Consider the following 18,994-nt stretch of genomic DNA (forward strand, 5'->3'; position numbering starts at 1 on the left):
CGCACAGGAAGAAAGCGGCGGTTCCGGTCAGCCCGTGAAAAGCACCCGCCAGCGTCGGCGACGGCGAGTCATCTCGCGCCATAGCGCGATTATCTCGTCAGGTTGCAGGGCATCAATAGCCTGCGGTGTTAACACCGGCAAACCATAGCGCTGGCGCAGGGCGGCCACTGCCGTGGCGCTGGCATCCATCGGTGAGCGGATCTGCGTCGCCAGCTGCTGTCGCAACACGCTAAACGCTGCCTCATCGCACGGCGTCAGCTCACGCAAAAATCGTTTGCAGCAACCCAACAGGTTCACGGGAGAACGGTCAGGCGACTGTAACGCCAGCAGCAGGCCATCGCGATCGGCAATACGCTGATAACGACAGCTGACCACGTAGCCAATCTGCTGTTCCACGCGCAGGCGCTGGAAAAATTGCGGTTCGCAGCATAACGCCAGCATCCGCAGCGCGGCGAGCGACGCGCCCGGCGGCAGGGGAATAAACACCAGCAGCGCCGAATCCGCGCTGGCGTGCGGGATGTGTTCGATCCCGCCGGGACAACCGCTTAACGGCAACGGCTTAGCGTTAACCGGCGTCCGGAGCAGGCCAAGCTGCCGGGCTAACCCGTGCGCGTGTCCGGCGCTGCCGCCAACTAACGCCGCCAGCCAGCCGTCCCGTGGCGGGTCCGATGCCAGACGTTCAGGCAATTGCTGAAGCAGCTCACGGATGGCAATGCCTTCTGGCACTGGCGTAATCGCCGGAGCGGGGTGGGAGAGGCGATCGATTATCGCCCCGATGATGGGTTCCGCCGTCACCACGGCGTCAGGAAGCCGCAGCGTGAGCTGCCAGCTACCGTCAACCGTTTGCCACTCGCCGCTGCCGTCGATATGGCGCAGTTCAGCAAGAAGAGGGCGTAACTGTTTGCCCATCGCCACCCCCTGTGACCTGTCCACGCGCGAATAAAAAGGCCTGCGCAGGATCAGCGTCGGCGGTTGTGTCTGCGCCGACAAATGCAGCAGTGGAGCGGCTTCTGACGTCGGGGCTGGCGCAGCATACCTGGCAGTCTGCGGGTAGAAGGAAAACGCGATGGGGCTATCATCTGCAACCGGCTGGCGACGCCAATGGCTAAGCGGCAGGGCAAAACCCTGGCTGGCAATAATTTCAGCGGTTTCCATTTTTTTGCAGGCCAGATACGAGACTGGCGCCGCCAGTAAGTCAGCACAGAAGGCGGAAAAACCTACGGGCGCCGCGCCGGGCGCAAAACCAAATGCCCGCTGGCGCAGCTGCTCCAGCGTCGGCAGGGCGCTGAAACGCTGCTGTGCCAGCCGATAATAATGCCGCTGCTGCTCATCCGTCGTTTGCTGTAGCGCCCGTAGCCAGTGGGTAATATGCGGGTCAATGTCCTCGGGCCGTTCGCTATCAACCGTTAGCGCCAGCCAGCCGTAATCGTCATCCTGATAAAGCCAGTTCAGGGCTACCTCTTCTGCCAGCCCGCGCGCCCGTAGCCCGGCAATCAGGCTTCCGGGGGCGTCGTCCAGTAAAAACTCCCGAAATAAAGTGACGTTGTCACTTTTTCGGATTAACGGACAACGCCACAGTGCGGGTCGCTCCGTCACCGCCAGCTGATAATCTGCTTCAGCGCTAAGACGCAACGGGGGAGCGGTTTCAGGCATGCCTCCTGACGCAAAACCTGACGCAAACGTATGGGCAAGCTCGGCCAGGACATCCAGCGTTTGCGGCCCTTGCAGCCACAATTGCAGGTGCCCGGCTACATAATAGCGACGATGAAAGTCGCGCAACGCGGTTTGCAGCGATACCGGGTCCTGCCCGAGAGACTCCTTGCTACCCACCTGAAAACGGCGAAAAACCGCGGGTTCTTCCATCGCGTGGCGCGCCGCCGCTTCGCGCCTGGCGGAATCATGTTGCTGGATGAGCCGGTTTTCCGCATCAATGACCGCCACTTCGCGCTGTATGTCATGCGGTGAAAGCAGCGGCGCCAGCAACATATCCCGCAGCCGCGCGACGCCGTCGGACAGGTTATCGGCGGCAACGTCGAAGAAAAAAGCGCTGTGGCGAGCCAGCGTGGTGGCATTGACGCTGCCGCCCTGGCGCTGGACCCAGGCCATGAGTCGATCATCGCCCTGATAGCGCTGGCTACCGCGGAACAGCAGGTGCTCAAGCAAATGCGCCAGACCGGCGAAGCGCGGTGGCTCGTGATGGCTTCCGGCACTCACGCGCGCCAGCGCCGCCGCGCGTGTCGCCTGCGGCTGATGCACCAGCGTTGCGCGCAAACCGCCTGCCAGTTCCACGATGCGGGTGGTCATTATCGTTACAGTTCCCGGGTTTTATAGATAAGCTGAGAACGGGTACGGTTGCGGAACTGAAGCTGACCGATCTTCATATCACTACAGGCTGCTTCGCGGCGCGCCTCGAGGATTTTATGATGATGCGGCGATTTGCTGCACACCGGATCGGCGTTATCCGCATTCCCGGTGAGCATAAAGGCCTGGCAGCGGCAGCCGCCGAAGTCCTTCTCCTTTTCATCGCAGGAGCGGCACGGCTCTGGCATCCAGTCAAACCCGCGATAGCGGTTGAAGCCGAAAGAGTCATACCAGATGGATTCCAGGCTCTGCTCAAGCACCGACGGGAAATCCACCGGCAGCTGGCGCGCGCTGTGGCAGGGCAGCGCCGTGCCTTCCGGGGTCACGCTGAGGAAAATCGACCCCCAGCCGCCCATACAGCCTTTTGGCCGCTCTTCGTAATAATCGGGGGTGACGAACAGCAGGTTGGTCAGATTGCCGCTGGCGGCCATTTTTTGCCGATATTCGGCAACCACGCGTTCCGCGCGGGCAATCTGTTCCCGCGTCGGCAGAAGCCCCTGACGATTAAGGAACGCCCAACCGTAGAACTGGCAGGTGGCAAGTTCGACATCGTCGGCGTCCAGTTCGATGCACAGCTCGATGATTTTATCGATCTGATCGATATTATGCCGGTGCAGGACGAAATTCAGCACCATCGGGTAATCACGGGCTTTGACCGCTTTGGCCATCGCCAGCTTCTGCTGGAAGGCTTTTTTATTCCCCGCCAGCGCAGCGTTGAGCACTTCATCGCTGGCCTGGAAGCTAATCTGGATATGGTCCAGACCGGCCTCGCTGAACGCGTCGAGTTTGCTTTCCGTCAGGCCAATTCCCGAGGTGATCAGGTTGGTATAAAAACCGAGATCGCGGGCGGCGCGGATCAGCTCCGGCAGATCTTTACGCGTCAACGGTTCGCCGCCGGAAAAACCTATCTGCACGCTGCCCATCGCCCGCGCCTGGCGGAAAACCTCAATCCACTGTTCGGTGGTCAGCTCCTGATCCTGCCGGGCGAAGTCCAGCGGGTTAGAGCAGTAAGGACACTGTAGCGGACAGCGATAGGTCAGCTCCGCCAGCAGCCACAGCGGTGGATTGACGGCGGGTTTATTCTGGCTCACGGAAAATAATCCACTTCTGTTGATAAGCGATTTGCAGGAATTCTACGACGTCGTCATCCACGCCGCCGGCTTCCGGGAACCGTTCGTTGAGTATGGCAATGATGGCCGCCGCGTCGCGTTGGCCATCGACCAGTTCGAGGATCGCGGCCGCGGTCTCATTGAGTTTAGCCATGCCTTCCGGATAGAGGATGACATGGCTGTCCTGAGCGGCTTCCCATTGCAGGCGATAGCCGCGACGAAAGGCGACGATGGAGTTTTTTTGCATGCTTATACCAGTCGGGTTGTGTGCCAGGCCGCTTTGTCGGTGACCGTGTGATAAGGCGGACGCTGTAGCGCGTAGGCCATGGTCATCGCGTCGAGCATCGACCACAGGATATCGAGTTTGAACTGAAGGATCTCCAGCATTCGATTCTGCTTTTCCGCGCTATCGCAGTAACGCTTCGCCAGCTCCAGACCGTGTTCAACGTCGCGGCTGGCCTGGCTGAGGCGGCTGCGGAAATAAAAATAGCCTTCCTCTTTGATCCACGGGTAGTGCTGTGGCCAGCTGTCGAGACGCGACTGATGGATTTGCGGGGCGAACAGTTCGGTGAGCGAGCTGCATGCCGCCTCCTGCCAGTTGGCGCGGCGGGCGAAGTTAACGTAAGCGTCGACGGCGAAACGGACGCCGGGCAGCACGTGGCGTTCGCTGATTAAGTCCTCGCGGCTGAGCCCCACGGCTTCGCCCAGCTGTAGCCAGGCTTCGATACCGCCGTCATGACCGTTGCTACCGTCGTGATCGAGGATCCGCTGCACCCATTTGCGACGCGTGTGCGGATCCGGGCAGTTCGCCATAATTGCCGCGTCTTTCAGCGGGATCGTCGTCTGGTAGTAAAACCGGTTCGCCACCCAGCCCTGGATCTGCTCGCGGCTGGCCTCGCCGTTATGCATCGCGATATGGTACGGATGGTGAATATGATAGTAGGCGCCTTTCGCCCGAAGGGCGTGCTCAAACTCTTGCGGCGAGAGCGTTTCGCGAATGTGCATAGTTAGTCCTGAAGCGTGATGTTCATCCCGTCCCAGCTCACTTCTATTCCCTGCTGCGCAAGGGCGTGACGCTGCGGCGACTGCTCGTTAAGGATCGGGTTGGTGTTATTAATGTGGATCAGAATCTTGCGCTTTGCCGGCAGCGAGGCCAGCAGCGCCATCATGCCGTGTTCATCGCCGAGCGCCAGATGCCCCATGTCGCGGCCGGTATTGCGCCCGACGCCGGTGGCCTGGAGTTCATCGTCCTGCCAGACGGTGCCGTCAATCAGCAGACAGTCCGCTTTTTTAAGCCACGGCAGGATGGCGTCATCGGGTTCACCGAGACCCGGTGCGTAGAACAGCGTCTGACCGTTGCGGCGGTTTTCGATAAACAGCGCCACGTTATGCCCCGGCAGCGGGTGGTCGCGCCACGGCGAATAGGGCGGCGCGTTACTGGCGATGGGGACAGCGGTAAACTGCAAATCAGGGCAGGCTTCCACGCTAAAGGCGGTGAGCGGCGCGATCGGGTGGTGAATCAGGCCACCGTTCCAGTGCCGGAGCATGGTAAAAATCGGGAATCCGCTGGAAAGATCTTCATGCACCTCCGGCGTACACCATACCTGATGCGGGCACCCCTCGCGCAGGCTGAGCAGCCCGGTGGTGTGGTCAATCTGGCTATCGGTGAGAATAATGCCGCCAATATGCGTGCCGCGCAGAACCTCTTTCTTATTCAGTTCTGGCGTATGGGCAATCTGCTGGCTGATATCGGGGGAGGCGTTACACAGCACCCACTCTTTGCCGTTATCGCTGACGATGATCGACGACTGGGTGCGAGGGGTCGCCTGAAGGGTACCGTCGCGCAAACCCTGACAGTTGGCGCAGTTACAGTTCCACTGGGGGAAACCACCGCCAGCGGCGGAACCGAGGACTTTTATAAACATGAAGATGGGCCAGGTAGTCAAACAAAAATGCCCGCACGGATGGCGGGCAGAGCGATTAGCGGTTGGAAATGTACAGGGTCACTTCCAGGCCAAGACGTAAATCAATAAAAGCAGGTTTCTTCCACATCGTTTTTTCCTCTTTAAAAATGCAGCACTAACGCCATTGTTTGTGCCAGTTTTGTGATGGTCATCAAATAATGCGTCACAGGAGGGCAAAGCTCAACCCGAAAGATGTAAGGAATTAACTTAATGTTTACAACGTAACTTATTGTTGCCAAACATTTTGCAATACCTTTTGCCAGTTGCCCCACAGCAGCTTATTCAGCACAAATTGATCATAGCCGCTGTCACGCAACGCGCTGATTAGCCGCGGTAAACCACTCACATCGTGTAAGTCATCAGGCAACGTAATGCCGTCAAAATCGGAGCCCAGCGCGACATGATCGTCACCCATGATGTTAATAAGATAGTCGATATGACGAACGATTGTGCTCAGCGGGGTATCGCTATCGCGTTTACCGTCGGCGCGCAAAAACGCGTTGCCGAAATTGACGCCTGCCACGCCGCCGCTGTCGCGGATAGCCAGTAGCTGCCGATCGGTCAGATTGCGCGGTTGCGGGCACAGCGTATGGGCGTTGGAATGGGTGGCGACCAGCGGTGAAGAGGAATGACGAGCGGTATCCCAGAACGCTTTTTCATTCATATGCGAAACGTCAATCAGCATGTTCAGGGCGTTAGCGTGCTTAATGAGGGCGATACCCTCAGCGGTAAGCCCTGGGCCGCTGTCCGGGCTGCCGGGAAACGCCCCGTTAACGCCGGTGCCAAAACGGTTAGCAATGTTCCAGAAAGGCCCAATGCTGCGCACCCCGGCGGCATAAAAAGCCTGTAGATCGCCTCCCTCGCCGTCAAAACCGCCCGCGCCCTCAATATGCGCCACCATCGCCAGCACTTTATCCTGACGGCAGCGTTCGATATCCGCCGCGCTCAGGCACAATCGTGCCCGGCCATCGGAGTGTGCGACAAGCTGCTTAAGGATCGTCAACTGCTGCCAGAGAATGTCGACCGGCTGCCACGGCTCGCTGGCGTATTGTGGCGCCATGCGGGCGATATACTCCTGCGGCGGCACGAACAGCGCGAACAGCCCGCCGGAAAATCCGCCTTGCTGCATGCGTGGATAATCGAGGTGTCCGTTCTCAATGCCGGAGAAGAAGGCCGTTACCGGATCCTGGCGATGGTGAAGCCATAAATTAAGCAACAGGTCATTGTGACCATCAAAAATCGCCATAGCGTATCCCACTGTCTTTTATTGCTGCGAAAGTTGCCTGGCACGATAACCGATTTGTCCGGTCCGGCAAGGGGAAAATTACAACTTAGCAGCAATTGTTAATATCACTTAACAGTGAGGAGATCCGCAAAGCGGGTGGTGTAGCGGGGTGAAAGCATTTCCCGTTTCATCTGCCACGGCTGCTGTATACCCTGTCCCGCGAAGTAAAGCGTGCCACGGCCATTTTCAGCATTCAGATGGTCTAATACATCCATTAACTTTTGGCTGTTTTTCCTGGGTGCGTTGTCGTCAAACAGATTAAGTTGCGCGACGCCCTGGCTATAAAAATCTCCCAGCATCACTCCGGCTTTCTGGTACCGATGGCCGTTCTTCCAGACCGCATCCAGACAACGAACTGATGCGCCGATAATATCCCGGCTATCCTGGGTTGGGGTGAGCAGTTTTACCGACGCGCTATTGCCATAATATGGCTCGTTAAGCGCGAAGGGCGAGGTTTTAACAAATACGGAGATAAAGCGGCAATGCTGATGCTCATTGCGAAGTTTTTCTGCTGCCCGGGCGGCATAACTACAGATGGCCTGGCGTACATCGTCATATTCCGTGATGCGTTCGCCAAACGAGCGCGAACAGACGATTTCTTGCTTTACCGGGGCAAACTCTTCCAGTTCAAGACACGATTCGCCCCGTAATTCACGCACCGTTCTCTCCAGCACGACATTGAAATGTTTTCTTATGAACCGGATATCGGTGTCTGCCAGTTGCAGGACGGTCTTAATCCCCATCATCTCAAGCTTCTTCGCTATGCGACGTCCTACACCCCAAACGTCTTCGACGGGTAGCGCCGCCATCAGCTTTCTCTGACGATCTACATTGGATAAATCAACAACGCCTTCCGTCTGGCGCTGCCAGCGTTTCGCCGCGTGATTTGCCAGTTTCGCCAGCGTCTTTGTGGGTGCGATGCCCACCCCGACGGTCAGATGGGTGCGTTGCAGTACGGTCGCTCTCATTTCATGCCCAAAATCGGAAAGATCGCGACAATTACGCACGCCGGTAAGATCGCAAAAGATCTCATCAATTGAGTATATTTCGCTACGAGGCGACATCTCTTCAAGCGTGTTCATTACCCGGTTGGACATATCCGCGTAAAGTTCATAATTACTGCTGAAACAAACCACGCCATGATGCCTGAAGAGATCTTTCTGTTTGAAGTACGGTTCACCCATTTTCACAAAGGGTTTGGCTTCAGCGGAGCGAGAGATGACGCACCCATCGTTATTGGACAACACGACCACCGGTCGTCCCTTCAGGTCCGGGCGAAAAACCGTTTCACAGGAAGCATAGAAAGCGTTCACATCACACAGTGCAAACATGGTCAGCTCGCAGATGTCGCGATACAGGTCACTACGCGCGAGCCTTCGTGGGCGCGCTTATACGTTCATTCAGAACGTAAGGAACAGGGTCATTGAATAGGGGAAGGGCCACGCTCCGGCGTCGCTCTGATGGCGTGAAAAACTGCATGATGATCACCGTCAATTAATACTGTATTTATATACAGTATTGTATATCGATAGCAAAGATCAAGGGTAACAAGGCATCATGGCGTACGGGCGTAGAAGGGTAATTATCACGACCAGACTATTTGGGTATACTTCTTCACTTATAACTATGCATGTCAGGTAACGAAATATGCGGGAGAGCATTAACGTTCTTTTTGTGGTGCTGTCTTTTGTGGCACTGATTATGCTGATACGCTTTTTCGTCAGGCGTATTCGGCATCCAACGCGCATCGTTGCCGATAGCCGGGGAATGAAAAAAATCTCAACCCATCCTGTCTGGTTTGGCGGCTCGTCAGGTAAAACCTACTTTTATGATGAGCAGTATTTATACGAGGTTATAAAGAGCAGCACCCGTAAAATTGAGCTGGCGACTATCATAAAAATTAAACCAGGCTCGATAGTGATAAATAACAGGCGGATCTGGTCTGTGACTTATCTTGAGGGAACCCGTGAAAAACAGGTGCAATTTTATAATAATCTGACGGTGTTTAATCAAAACTTCGCTGCGTTTTTAGAGGCAGTAAAACGCGTGAACCCTGAGGCAGATATTAAAGCCGTGTCATTGTTCAACCTGTGACTGGAATACAACATATGTGGCTTTCTGACTGCCCATACGACAGGTATGGGCAGTGAAGCCGTCGATATTACTTCTTCTTGTTCATCATCGCCTTGAGATCGGCAAAGGGGTTAAACGTGGCGACACCCACGTCTTTTTGCGCATCCTCACCCGCGACAACGGTGGTGCCATACTGATCCGCTTCGGTGTACTTTGAGTGTTCGTGATCGTGACAAAACAGGCACAACAGCTCCCAGTTACTGCCATCTTCCGGGTTATTGGTGTGATCGTGGTCGATATGGTGAACCGTGAGTTCACGAAGATTTGAATAAACAAACTCACGCGAGCAGCGTCCACAAACCCAGGGGTAGATTTTTAGCGCTTTTTCACGGTAGCCGCTTTCCAGCCGTGCGTAGTTTTTGGGGATCAGAGCCATTGCTGATGTTACCTGTTAAAAAGAGAATAGTTCACACTATATCCCATTATGAGATGTCAGGAGAATGCCTCCTCTGCGGGAAGGCAGCGTGCGATTTGCGTATTTCTGTCAGTTTATTTGAAGCATTCCGTTAAATAATCACCATTTATTCTCATCCGTTAATGCGTAGAGTAGGGATAACGCAATGCTTTATCAGGATACTCCACTATGAAAAAGATCGGATTTTTGTCGTTTGGTCACTGGACGCCGTCACCCCAGTCCGGCACGCGAACCGCGGCTGACACGCTGCTACAGTCCATCGATCTGGCGGTCGCCGCCGAAGAGCTGGGCGCGGACGGGGCTTATTTCCGTGTGCATCACTTTGCCCGCCAGCTCAGTTCGCCATTCCCCTTGCTGGCGGCAATAGGCGCGAAAACCAAACGCATTGAAATCGGGACGGGCGTGATCGACATGCGGTATGAAAATCCGCTGTATATGGCGGAAGATGCTGGCGCGGCAGATCTCATCTCCGGCGGGCGATTACAGCTTGGTATCAGCCGGGGTTCCCCGGAGCAGGTGATTGATGGCTGGCGTTATTTTGGTTACGTGCCGCAGGAAGGGGAAAACGAATCAGATATGGCGCGCCGCCACACTGAGGTACTGCTTGATGTATTACGCGGTGAAGGGTTTGCAAAGCCTAACCCACAGCCGATGTTCCCAAACCCGCCGGGATTGTTGCGTCTGGAGCCGCATTCAGAAGGCTTACGCGATCGTATCTGGTGGGGGGCTGGCTCTAATGCAACGGCAGTATGGGCGGCAACACTGGGGATGAACCTGCAAAGCTCAACGCTGAAAGATGATGAAACCGGCGAGCCGTTCCATATTCAGCAGGCAAAACAGATCCGTGCCTACCGACAGGCCTGGGCTGAGGCAGGGCATACCCGTCAGCCACGCGTTTCGGTCAGCCGCAGTATTTTTGCCCTGATGGACGATCGCGACCGGATGTATTTCGGTTCAAGCCGCAATGAAAGCGACAGCGTGGGCTATCTGGATGAGAAAACGCGGGCCATTTTCGGACGCAGCTATGCCGCAGAGCCAGACAAGCTGATTGAACAGTTGAAAAAGGATGAAGCGATCGCGGAAGCGGATACGCTGTTACTTACCGTGCCGAATCAGCTGGGCGTGGAATACAACGCACATGTGATCGAGTCCATCCTGAAACATGTCGCACCGGAAATGGGATGGCGCGATCGCAATGCTTAATCTGGCCCTCTGGTATCGCCGGTTTGGTGAGCCTGAATCGGTACTGCAAGCGGAAACTACACCATTGTCGCCGCGACAGCCGGGAGAGATACGTGTGCGCATGCTTTTTTCCCCGGTGAACGCCTCCGATCTCATCCCCATCACCGGAGCATATCGCCATCGCACGCCGCTGCCTGCGATAGCCGGTTATGAAGGGGTCGGAATAGTGACCGAAACGCCCGCCGCTTATCCGGCGCTGCTGGGCAAGCGGGTCCTGCCGTTACGGGGGCAGGGAACCTGGCAGCGCTATGTCGACTGCCCGGCGGCGTATGCGGTTCCCGTCCCGGACGACGTCGACTCGCTACTTGCCGCGCGGGCGTATATCAACCCGCTTGCCGCACAGATGATGCTGGACCGCTATCCTCCGGTCGGGAAAACGGTGCTGCTCACCGCTGCCGGTTCTGACTGCGCCGTTCTGCTCGGGCAATGGGCACGCCAGGCGGGTGCGGAGGCGGTTTACGGGATCCATCGTTCGCCCGTGCACGCTCAACGTCTGGCTGAAATGGGGATCGTCCCGATTGCGCAACATGATACGACCGCCGTCAACGCTGCCGCCGCGCAAGCGGAGGTGGTGTACGACGCCACGGGCGGCAGTCTGGCGGAGACGATCCTGAGCGTGATGCCCGAAACCGGCACCTTTGTCTGCTACGGGCTACTCTCCGGGCAGACCTTCCGGCAGCAGCGGCCGTTGCCGCGCGTGGCGTGGTTTCACATTCGTAACTATCTGGACGCGCTGAGCGCTGAGGCGTGGCAGGCGGAGTTTCGGCGCATCTGGCCTAAACTGCGCGCCAGCCAGTGCAGCGATGTCACCCTCTACCCGCTGTCGGAATGGCAGCGGGCAGTGGGCAACTATCGCGAAGCGGGAAGAACGGGTAAGCCCATGCTCTCGATGGACAATTAATCGGCCTTATGGCTCATGTCGCTCAGCAGTACAGCGATACTTTGTCCACCGGCGGTCTGCTCCAGGCCAATTTTGACAATAATTGTCAGCGGAACGGAGAGCAGCATGCCGACAGGCCCGAGCAGCCAGCCCCAGAAAATCAGGGACAGGAACACAACAAGGGTTGAAAGCCCCAGCCCGCGTCCCATTATCCGTGGTTCGAGAATGTTCCCGAAGACAAGGTTAATCACCAGATAGCCTGCCAGCAGAATCAGGGCATCATACAAACCGCTGAAAACCAGCACCTGAAGGATAGGGGGGATCGCCGCCAGCACGGAGCCGATGTTAGGAATATAGTTGAGCGCAAAGGCCAGCAGCCCCCAGACAAAGGCAAAACGCACATCCAGCGCGGCGAGCATCCCCCAGACCACTAATCCCGTCACCAGGCTGATGGCCGTTTTCAGCACCAGATAGCGTGAAACGCTGTCGAGCGCGCGCTGAATGGCGCCCATTCCCTCTACCGGACGCACCATGATGTGCTGGAGCTTTGCAGGCAGCTGTGGAACTTCCAGCAGCATAAACACAACCGTCAGGAACAGCAGGAAAATCGAGGTCATGGCGTTGGAGAGTTGTGCCAGCAGGCTGGTGACAATCGTCATGGCGGCATTCGGATCGATGTATTTAAGCAGTTCCTCAACCGAGACTTCGATACCTGCGCGTTGCAGCCAGGGTTCAATTTGCAGCAGCGGGGTCGCCAGGGAAGAGCGGTATGTCGGTAGCGTCCGCGCCAGCTCGTTCAGGGAGGTTCCCAGATAGGCGACTAACAGCACCATCGCAACGATAATAATACTGATAAGCAGGCTTATCGCCAGCACACGCGGGATGCGTAGCCGCACCATTCGCTGCACCAGCGGATTGAGGATCACCGCGATAAAAAGCGCCAGGATAAAAGGCACGATGATATCGGCCGCAAAACGAACGCCGGTCAGAATGATCATCAGCATGCCCAGCATGATGACGATCTTAAGCCCGTTGAGGGTGATAATAGGTTTGGCCATGGACGTTCCTGAACAGTTTTTTATTTATAATAGAGGGGAAAGCGGATTAAAAAAACTAACCAAAATCAAACAGACTGGGTAAAGAAATGAAAAGGCTTTGAGTAAATTCCTGGCTTATGATACAAATCAGGCGTGTTCAACTACCGAGGACAATTTTCATCCGCAAAGACGAGAAGCAACACCGCGGATAATTGTAATTTTATGGACAATTTGTTCAGGACGTATTTTTCAAACAACTCTGCTCTGTTTTCAACCTCCCTCTGCCTGCTTTCTGGTGAGCAACACTGGCGTTCCGCGCTATAGTCACGTCTTCTGCCTGAGCTAGCGCTATGCGCTTAGCTAACTGATTTAATTCCCAATTTTTTGGTTTGCTGTCCGCAGCGAGCCTCGATGGATTATATTCTCAAGCAGGAGAAAAAACATGTTTTACTGGATTTTATTAGCTCTGGCGATCGTCGCTGAAATTACCGGCACCTTGTCGATGAAATGGGCAAGCGTGAGTGATGGCAGCACCGGTTTTATTTTGATGCTGGTCATGATTACGCTTTCCTATATTTTCCTCTCTTTTGCGGTTAAAAAAATCGCGCTGGGCGTGGCATACGCATTGTGGGAAGGTATTGGTATTTTATTGATTACGCTGTTTAGCGTCATGTTATTTGATGAAACCCTGACGACAATGAAAATTGCCGGGCTGACGACCCTGGTCGCAGGTATCGTGCTGATTAAATCGGGTACACGCAAACCGGCAAAACAGCAGAAGGAGCAGACCCATGCAGCAGTTTGAATGGATCCACGCGGCCTGGCTGGCTTTCGCCATCGTTCTGGAAATTATTGCCAACGTCTTTCTGAAGTTCTCCGACGGTTTTCGTCGCAAAGCCTACGGCCTGTTATCGATTGCCGCGGTTCTGGGGGCGTTTAGCGCCCTGTCGCAGGCGGTGAAAGGCATCGATCTGTCCGTGGCCTATGCGCTGTGGGGGGGCTTCGGTATTGCCGCCACCCTGGCGGCAGGCTGGATTATGTTCGGGCAGCGTTTAAACAATAAAGGCTGGATAGGGCTGGTATTACTGCTCGCCGGCATGATCATGATTAAACTGGCCTGAGTGACCTACTGCTGCGCCAGGGCTTCCAGCCGGTCGCGAAAACCGGTCACCGACAACGCCCGGTTATCGGCGCGCCAGCGGTCTTTCGCCGCTGGCGCAGAACTCTGAACGCCAATCAGCTGCCAGCCGTTATCGGTTTTTAACATCAGGGGCGATCCGCTATCACCCGGTAGCGTATCGCACTGATGCGACAGTACGCTGTTTTGCGCCCAACCCGTCACCACGCAGTCCGTATGGGTGTACAGCGAATCGAGGTGATCAACAGGATAACCTGATTGCGTCACTTTTCGATCGGCGGCTTTCAGGGCGGCGGTGAGCGCGGCCTTATCGCCATCAAAGAGCGGCAGCGGGGTGATCCCGGACGGCGGATAACGTAAAACGATCAGCCCGAAATCCCAGGAGGCCGCCCCGGGCGGCACAATCCAGCCATCGCCATCCGGTTTCAGGCGTTTGCCAAGCGACGGATCCACTCGCCCCTCAATACCGTGAATTTCGTAGCGCCATATTCCTTTTTGCGACACAAAGCGCAGGGCGATCGCTTTATCCGGTTTGCCTTCAGGCGGCATTAACAGGCAATGACCCGCCGTCAGCGCAAGGCGTGGTGTAATGAGGGTTGCGGTACATAAATTGCCGCTGGCGGTTTCCAGTTGCCCGATGGCATCCCAGGGCGATTCGGTAGGATCGGTGACACGCGTACGATCGTCATGACCAAAAAACAGCGTCTTTACCTCTTTGGCGCTAATGGCGTCATCGTCGCCATCATCCGCATGTGAAAAGCCAGCAAAAAGGCTGAACGTTCCCAGTAACAACACAACAGATTTACGCATATCACACTCTGGTGGGGGTAATTATGATTATTAAAAGTGAACCCTATGAAAATACTATAGACGCGACGGCGAGAAAGTGGGAGTAAAATCAGCGTGCTACATTCAGGAAAGATAAAAGTGGCTGGCGATGAGCGCGCATAAAATTAGCAGGATAAGAATGAACTCAAACCGATAGCGCCGCAGCATACGCCCTCCGGATAAAAAAACGGCGCTGACCGCAAACCCGTTCAGCGCCGGTTTACCAACGTGCCCCGAAGGGCACGGTTAAGCTTGTACTCTTACGCTGCTGGTTGTGCAGCAGGTTTAGCCGCTTCGTGTTTTGCCGCTTTTTTGTGATGTTTTTTAGCCGCCTGGGCTTTCTGCTCTACCGCAGGTTTTGCCGCTTTTTTATGGTGCTTTTTCGCGGCCTGCGCTTTCTGTTCTGCCGCTGGTTTAGCCGCTTTGTGATGTTTTTTATGGTGAACCGTTTTGGCCGGAGCAGCGGTGGATGCCGCAGGCGCTGCGGTGGCGGTAGTTTCAGCCGCGAATGCAGCGGAAGACAGACCCATAGCAGCGGCAACAACCAGAGCTAATACTTTTTTCATTTTCATACCCTCGAATTTGGTTTCTCATTTAACCCCACTGCGGGGCCGTTGAAATAACTATATCCCTGTAAATTCGGGGTTTCCGTGAGTGATTGGTATCGGCGTGTAACCATATGTACAACGCCGGGGTGGGCCCCCCGGCGCGTTCGGTTACAGATAGCGGGACGTCAGGTGTTCGCGGAAGTAGCGGATATTCAGATCTTCACCTGTAGCCTGGGTGATGAGCTGCGACGTGCTGAAACGGCTGCCGTGCTGCCAGATATTCTGACGCAGCCAGTCAAACAGCGCCGAGAAATCGCCCCCGGCAATGGATGCCTGCAACCCGGGCAGCGCAGTTTTGGCGGCATGGAACAGCTGTGCCGCATACATTGCCCCCAGCGTGTAAGACGGGAAGTAGCCAAAACCGCCGTCGGTCCAGTGGATATCCTGCATACAGCCGTTGCGGTAGTTATCTTTGGTGGATAACCCAAGCCACGCCTGCATTTTCTCATCCCATAACGCGGGAATATCATCGACTTCAATTTCGCCATTGATTAGCGCGCGCTCGATCTCATAGCGCAGCACCACATGCGCCGGATAGCTCACTTCATCCGCATCAACGCGGATGTAGCCCGGCTTCACGCGCTGGTTCCAGGCAATAAAATTCTCTTCGCTGAATGCCGCCTGGCTGCCGAAACGGGCATGAACCGCCGGAAGCAGATGCTTCAGGAAAGCGTCGCTGCGGCCCAGCTGCATTTCAAAGAACAAGCTCTGGGATTCATGGATCGCCGTAGAGCGCGCCAGCGCAACGGGCTGGCCGGCCCACGCTCGCGGAAGGTTTTGCTCGTAGCGGGCATGTCCGGTTTCGTGGATCACGCCGAAAAGCGCGCTGAGCAGTTCATCTTCATCGTAACGCGTGGTGATACGCACATCTTCCGGCACGCCGCCGCAGAACGGGTGGGCGCTAACGTCCAGACGACCGCCGTTAAAATCGAAGCCAAGCATTTTCATCGCTTCCAGGCCCAGCTCGCGCTGCGTGGCGGTCGGGAAGGGACCCTGTGGCGGAACGAACGATCGTTGAGCCTGTTTTTCCACAACCTTTGCCAGCAGCTCCGGCAGCCAGGACTTCAGATCGCCGAACAGCACATCCAGGCGAGCGCTGGTCATGTCGGGTTCAAAGATATCCAGCAGCGCGTCGTAAGGCGTGCAGCCTTTAGCCTCAGCGCGCAGGCGGGCCTCTTCACGACTGAGTTTCACCACCTCTTTCAGGTTGGCTGAAAAGCCCTGCCAGTCGTTGGCCGGACGCTGAGTGCGCCACGCGTGTTCACACCTGCTGCCCGCCAGCGATTTGGCCTCCACCAGCGATTCCGGCAGTAAAGTGGCCTGCTGGTAGTGGCGTGTCATTTCACGCAGGTTGGCTTGCTCAACGTCATTCAGATCTTCGTCTGCCGCCGCCGCCAGCCATTCACCCATTTTTTTATCGGTCAGGATCTGATGTTGCAGGACGCTCATCTCCGCCAGCGCTTCACCGCGCGCGGCGCTGCCGCCTGGCGGCATCATGGTGAACATGTCCCAGCTGGCGATGGAGGAGAGGTGCGAGAAGCGGGAGAGGCGCTGGAAGGTGCGGGTGAGTTGTTGATAGTTATTGTTTTTCATGAAGTCCTCGTGTCTGAATCAGCCGATGACAAAAATTAGCATCGGCTCGATTTAAACACGAAGAGGGCTGAATGTTAATGCAGTCGTTTATGCAGGCTCGCGCCCACCAGCAGTGCCGCGCACAACATCAGCGCGATAAATCCGCCCACGCCGTTCCAGCCGTAGTTATGCCAGAACACCCCGCCGAGCGTACCGGCTATGCTGGAACCGAGATAGTAACTGAACAGATACAGTGACGAAGCCTGACCTTTGGCGCGGCGCGCGCGTGGGCCAATCCAGCTGCTGGCAACGGAATGCGCGGCAAAGAATCCCGCAGAGAAGAGCAGCATTCCGGCAAAAATCAGCCACAGGGAAGAGAAAAGCGTCATCAGCAGTCCGAACAGCATCACGGCGGTGGAAACCAGCATCACCGGACCACGACCGAAGCGCGCGGTCATGGCGCCCGCTTTTGGCGAACTCCATGTCCCGGTGAGATATGCCACAGAGAGCAAACCCACCAATGCCTGACTAAGATGCCACGGTGAAAGCATCAGACGATAGCCGATGTAATTAAACAGCGTCACGAACGAGCCCATCAGCAGGAAACCGGTCAGGAACAAACGGGGCAGCCCTTGATCGCGCCAGTGCAGACGAAAGTTGATAAATAACGTTTTCGGACGCAGGGAGGTCGGGCGGAAATGGCGCGATTCCGGCAGGATTTTCCAGAACATCAGCGCCGAAGCGAGGGCGAAGCAGCCGATAACGGCCAGCGCAATGCGCCAGTTAAAGAAATCAGTAAACACACCGCTGAGCAGGCGTCCGCTCATCCCGCCGATAGAGTTCCCGCTAATGTATAGCCCCATGGAGAAGGCCACGAAGCTCGGGTGGATCTCCTCGCTGAGATAGGTCATCCCGACCGCCGCCACGCCGCTGAGGGATAACCCAATCAGCGCGCGCATGACCAGAATGCCGTGCCAGCTGGTCATCATGGTGGACAGCAAGGTACACACGGAGGCCAGCATTAACGCCGTTACCATGACCTGCTTACGTCCGATGGCATCCGAAAGTGGCCCGGTGAACAGCAGACCGATCGCCAGCATCCCGGTTGAAATGGAGAGCGAAATACTGCTGCTGGCTGGCGACACGCCAAATTCATGCGACAGGACCGGCAGGATCGGCTGAACGCAGTAGAGCAGGGCAAAAGTGGCGAGACCCGCTGAGAAGAGCGCCAGCGTGACGCGCATAAACTGGGGGGTACCACGTTTAATAAACTGAACCGGCTGCGGTGCTGCGGGTAAATCATCAATGTCGCTGGCCGGCGCGATATCAACGGTCGTTGTACGGCTCACACATAATCCTTGCATAAACATCCCCGTGGTTTCTGGTGACGGGTATGACCACAAGATTAGGGTAGGAAAATGTAAATATTCTGTCTAATATATTAATAATCTCAAATGATACTTTAAAAATATGAATATCGAGCTGCGCCATCTGCGCTATTTTGTCGCCGTCGCCGAAGAGCTGCATTTTGGTCGTGCGGCGGCAAGGCTGAATATCTCTCAGCCACCGCTAAGCCAGCAGATCCAGATCCTGGAGCAGCAGGTCGGGGCGCGTCTGCTGGCGCGAACCAACCGCAGCGTGAGCCTGACGGCGGCGGGAAAACAGTTTCTCGCCGATAGCCGGCAGATCCTGAGTATGGTGGAGGACGCCGCCGCCAGAGCGGAACGGCTTTATCTTGGGGAGACGGGGGAGCTGCGCATCGGGTTTACCTCATCGGCCCCCTTTATCAGCGCTGTTTCACAAACGCTATCCTCGTTTCGCCGTAACTTTCCGGATGTGCATATTCAGACGCGCGAAATAAATACCCGGGAGCAGATATCGCCGCTTAACGAAGGATCCCTCGACCTGGGGCTGATGCGTAACACGCAGTTGCCTGATACCCTGGCGTGGCAGGTGATCCTCCGCGAACCGCTGATGGCGATGATCCCCCGGGATCATCCGCTCGCCGCGCAGCACAGCGTCACGCTGGCTGAACTGGCGAAAGAGCCGTTTGTCTTTTTTGACCCACAGGTGGGTACCGGGTTGTATGACGATATTCTTGGTCTGATGCGGCGATATGGCCTTGTCCCGACTATCGCGCAGGAGGTGGGGGAAGCCATGACGATCATTGGTCTCGTTGCCGCAGGGCTTGGCGTATCGATTCTCCCGGCCTCATTTAAACGGGTACAACTGGCGGAAATGCGCTGGGTGAAGATAGCCGAGCAGGATGCAGTCTCAGAGATGTGGCTGGTGTGGTCTAAACATCATGAACAGAGCCATGCGGCACAGCGTTTCAAAGAACAATTAATTACCGCTTCTCGCGGGCATTATTTATAGGGAAAAGTGGACGAAAATGTGCAGTAAATCACATGGCTAAGTAAAA

General features: G+C 56.0%; 22 protein-coding genes. 7 read left to right on the plus strand and 15 right to left on the minus strand.

Annotation, left to right across the window (positions count from 1 at the left end):
• Nucleotides 1-27: 27 nt before the first annotated feature.
• The 8 genes from pqqF to O1721_RS14285 all read right to left on the minus strand — a co-directional run bounded on the left by pqqF (nucleotide 28) and on the right by O1721_RS14285 (nucleotide 8,050).
• Nucleotides 28-2,304: a pyrroloquinoline quinone biosynthesis protein PqqF gene (pqqF, locus tag O1721_RS14250; protein WP_032648173.1), complete on the minus strand. Its 2,277-nt coding sequence runs from the start codon at nucleotides 2,302-2,304 to the stop codon at nucleotides 28-30.
• A 5-nt stretch (nucleotides 2,305-2,309) separates the two neighbouring features.
• On the minus strand, nucleotides 2,310-3,452 hold the full coding sequence (gene pqqE / locus O1721_RS14255; RefSeq protein WP_022651046.1) for a pyrroloquinoline quinone biosynthesis protein PqqE: 1,143 nt from the start codon (nucleotides 3,450-3,452) through the stop codon (nucleotides 2,310-2,312).
• Entirely contained in the window at nucleotides 3,439-3,717 is a 279-nt protein-coding gene (pqqD, locus tag O1721_RS14260) for a pyrroloquinoline quinone biosynthesis peptide chaperone PqqD (RefSeq protein ID WP_003857508.1), read from the minus strand. The genes pqqE and pqqD overlap by 14 nt, the downstream gene beginning before the upstream one ends.
• Before the next feature lie 2 nt (nucleotides 3,718-3,719).
• Nucleotides 3,720-4,475, minus strand: coding sequence for a pyrroloquinoline-quinone synthase PqqC (pqqC, locus tag O1721_RS14265; protein WP_003857506.1), 756 nt, complete (start codon nucleotides 4,473-4,475; stop codon nucleotides 3,720-3,722).
• A gap of 2 nt (nucleotides 4,476-4,477) precedes the next feature.
• Nucleotides 4,478-5,395, minus strand: a complete 918-nt coding sequence (gene pqqB, locus O1721_RS14270) for a pyrroloquinoline quinone biosynthesis protein PqqB (protein ID WP_023303646.1) — start codon at nucleotides 5,393-5,395, stop codon at nucleotides 4,478-4,480.
• A 55-nt stretch (nucleotides 5,396-5,450) separates the two neighbouring features.
• Nucleotides 5,451-5,522 carry a pyrroloquinoline quinone precursor peptide PqqA gene (gene pqqA / locus O1721_RS14275; protein WP_002905689.1) on the minus strand — a complete coding sequence of 24 codons (72 nt, stop codon included), beginning with the start codon at nucleotides 5,520-5,522 and terminating at the stop codon, nucleotides 5,451-5,453.
• A gap of 138 nt (nucleotides 5,523-5,660) precedes the next feature.
• Nucleotides 5,661-6,680 (minus strand): dipeptidase, encoded by a 1,020-nt coding sequence (locus O1721_RS14280; RefSeq protein WP_023303647.1) that lies wholly within the window; start codon nucleotides 6,678-6,680, stop codon nucleotides 5,661-5,663.
• Between the two features lie 104 nt (nucleotides 6,681-6,784).
• Nucleotides 6,785-8,050, minus strand: coding sequence for a Y-family DNA polymerase (locus O1721_RS14285; protein ID WP_032648176.1), 1,266 nt, complete (start codon nucleotides 8,048-8,050; stop codon nucleotides 6,785-6,787).
• Between the two features lie 316 nt (nucleotides 8,051-8,366).
• Here O1721_RS14285 and O1721_RS14290 point away from each other — a divergent pair, with 316 nt between their 5' ends.
• On the plus strand, nucleotides 8,367-8,813 hold the full coding sequence (locus O1721_RS14290) for a hypothetical protein (protein WP_017384560.1): 447 nt from the start codon (nucleotides 8,367-8,369) through the stop codon (nucleotides 8,811-8,813).
• Nucleotides 8,814-8,880: 67 nt separating this feature from the next.
• Here the strand turns inward: O1721_RS14290 and yajD are convergent, their stop codons facing one another.
• Nucleotides 8,881-9,228, minus strand: coding sequence for an HNH nuclease YajD (gene yajD, locus O1721_RS14295; RefSeq protein WP_006808895.1), 348 nt, complete (start codon nucleotides 9,226-9,228; stop codon nucleotides 8,881-8,883).
• A gap of 207 nt (nucleotides 9,229-9,435) precedes the next feature.
• Here yajD and O1721_RS14300 point away from each other — a divergent pair, with 207 nt between their 5' ends.
• Both O1721_RS14300 and O1721_RS14305 read left to right on the plus strand, forming a co-directional pair.
• Complete coding sequence (locus tag O1721_RS14300) at nucleotides 9,436-10,470, plus strand: LLM class flavin-dependent oxidoreductase (RefSeq protein WP_017384559.1); 1,035 nt, start codon at nucleotides 9,436-9,438, stop codon at nucleotides 10,468-10,470.
• Nucleotides 10,463-11,410, plus strand: coding sequence for a zinc-dependent alcohol dehydrogenase family protein (locus O1721_RS14305; protein WP_017384558.1), 948 nt, complete (start codon nucleotides 10,463-10,465; stop codon nucleotides 11,408-11,410). The genes O1721_RS14300 and O1721_RS14305 overlap by 8 nt, the downstream gene beginning before the upstream one ends.
• On the opposite strand, the gene O1721_RS14310 is transcribed toward O1721_RS14305, so the two are convergent.
• On the minus strand, nucleotides 11,407-12,447 hold the full coding sequence (locus O1721_RS14310; RefSeq protein ID WP_015570634.1) for an AI-2E family transporter: 1,041 nt from the start codon (nucleotides 12,445-12,447) through the stop codon (nucleotides 11,407-11,409). The genes O1721_RS14305 and O1721_RS14310 overlap by 4 nt on opposite strands.
• Before the next feature lie 132 nt (nucleotides 12,448-12,579).
• Between O1721_RS14310 and O1721_RS14315 the strand changes: the two genes are divergently transcribed.
• From O1721_RS14315 to mdtI, 3 genes are all read left to right on the plus strand, one after another.
• The gene (locus tag O1721_RS14315; protein ID WP_006808891.1) at nucleotides 12,580-12,750 is read left to right on the plus strand and encodes a protein YdgV; all 171 of its coding nucleotides are present in this window, start codon (nucleotides 12,580-12,582) and stop codon (nucleotides 12,748-12,750) included.
• Between the two features lie 118 nt (nucleotides 12,751-12,868).
• On the plus strand, nucleotides 12,869-13,231 hold the full coding sequence (gene mdtJ, locus O1721_RS14320; protein ID WP_015570633.1) for a multidrug/spermidine efflux SMR transporter subunit MdtJ: 363 nt from the start codon (nucleotides 12,869-12,871) through the stop codon (nucleotides 13,229-13,231).
• The gene (gene mdtI / locus O1721_RS14325; protein ID WP_003857463.1) at nucleotides 13,218-13,547 is read left to right on the plus strand and encodes a multidrug/spermidine efflux SMR transporter subunit MdtI; all 330 of its coding nucleotides are present in this window, start codon (nucleotides 13,218-13,220) and stop codon (nucleotides 13,545-13,547) included. Before mdtJ ends, mdtI begins: the two co-directional genes overlap by 14 nt.
• Before the next feature lie 5 nt (nucleotides 13,548-13,552).
• Here mdtI and O1721_RS14330 read toward each other — a convergent pair whose 3' ends face one another.
• From O1721_RS14330 to O1721_RS14350, 5 genes are all read right to left on the minus strand, one after another.
• The gene (locus O1721_RS14330) at nucleotides 13,553-14,374 is read right to left on the minus strand and encodes a trypsin-like serine peptidase (RefSeq protein ID WP_003857461.1); all 822 of its coding nucleotides are present in this window, start codon (nucleotides 14,372-14,374) and stop codon (nucleotides 13,553-13,555) included.
• 102 nt (nucleotides 14,375-14,476) lie between these two features.
• Entirely contained in the window at nucleotides 14,477-14,560 is an 84-nt protein-coding gene (ydgU, locus tag O1721_RS14335) for a small membrane protein YdgU (RefSeq protein WP_057979992.1), read from the minus strand.
• 92 nt (nucleotides 14,561-14,652) lie between these two features.
• Complete coding sequence (gene asr, locus O1721_RS14340; protein ID WP_003857459.1) at nucleotides 14,653-14,958, minus strand: acid resistance repetitive basic protein Asr; 306 nt, start codon at nucleotides 14,956-14,958, stop codon at nucleotides 14,653-14,655.
• A gap of 150 nt (nucleotides 14,959-15,108) precedes the next feature.
• Entirely contained in the window at nucleotides 15,109-16,593 is a 1,485-nt protein-coding gene (locus O1721_RS14345; protein WP_032619769.1) for a carboxypeptidase M32, read from the minus strand.
• 74 nt (nucleotides 16,594-16,667) lie between these two features.
• Nucleotides 16,668-17,921 carry an MFS transporter gene (locus tag O1721_RS14350; RefSeq protein ID WP_017384556.1) on the minus strand — a complete coding sequence of 418 codons (1,254 nt, stop codon included), beginning with the start codon at nucleotides 17,919-17,921 and terminating at the stop codon, nucleotides 16,668-16,670.
• 121 nt (nucleotides 17,922-18,042) lie between these two features.
• On the opposite strand from O1721_RS14350, the gene O1721_RS14355 reads away from it, so the two are divergent.
• On the plus strand, nucleotides 18,043-18,948 hold the full coding sequence (locus O1721_RS14355; protein ID WP_017694088.1) for a LysR family transcriptional regulator: 906 nt from the start codon (nucleotides 18,043-18,045) through the stop codon (nucleotides 18,946-18,948).
• The last annotated feature ends 46 nt before the right edge of the window (nucleotides 18,949-18,994 follow it).

Source organism: Enterobacter cloacae complex sp. HYC033_NIDB (assembly GCF_056673335.1).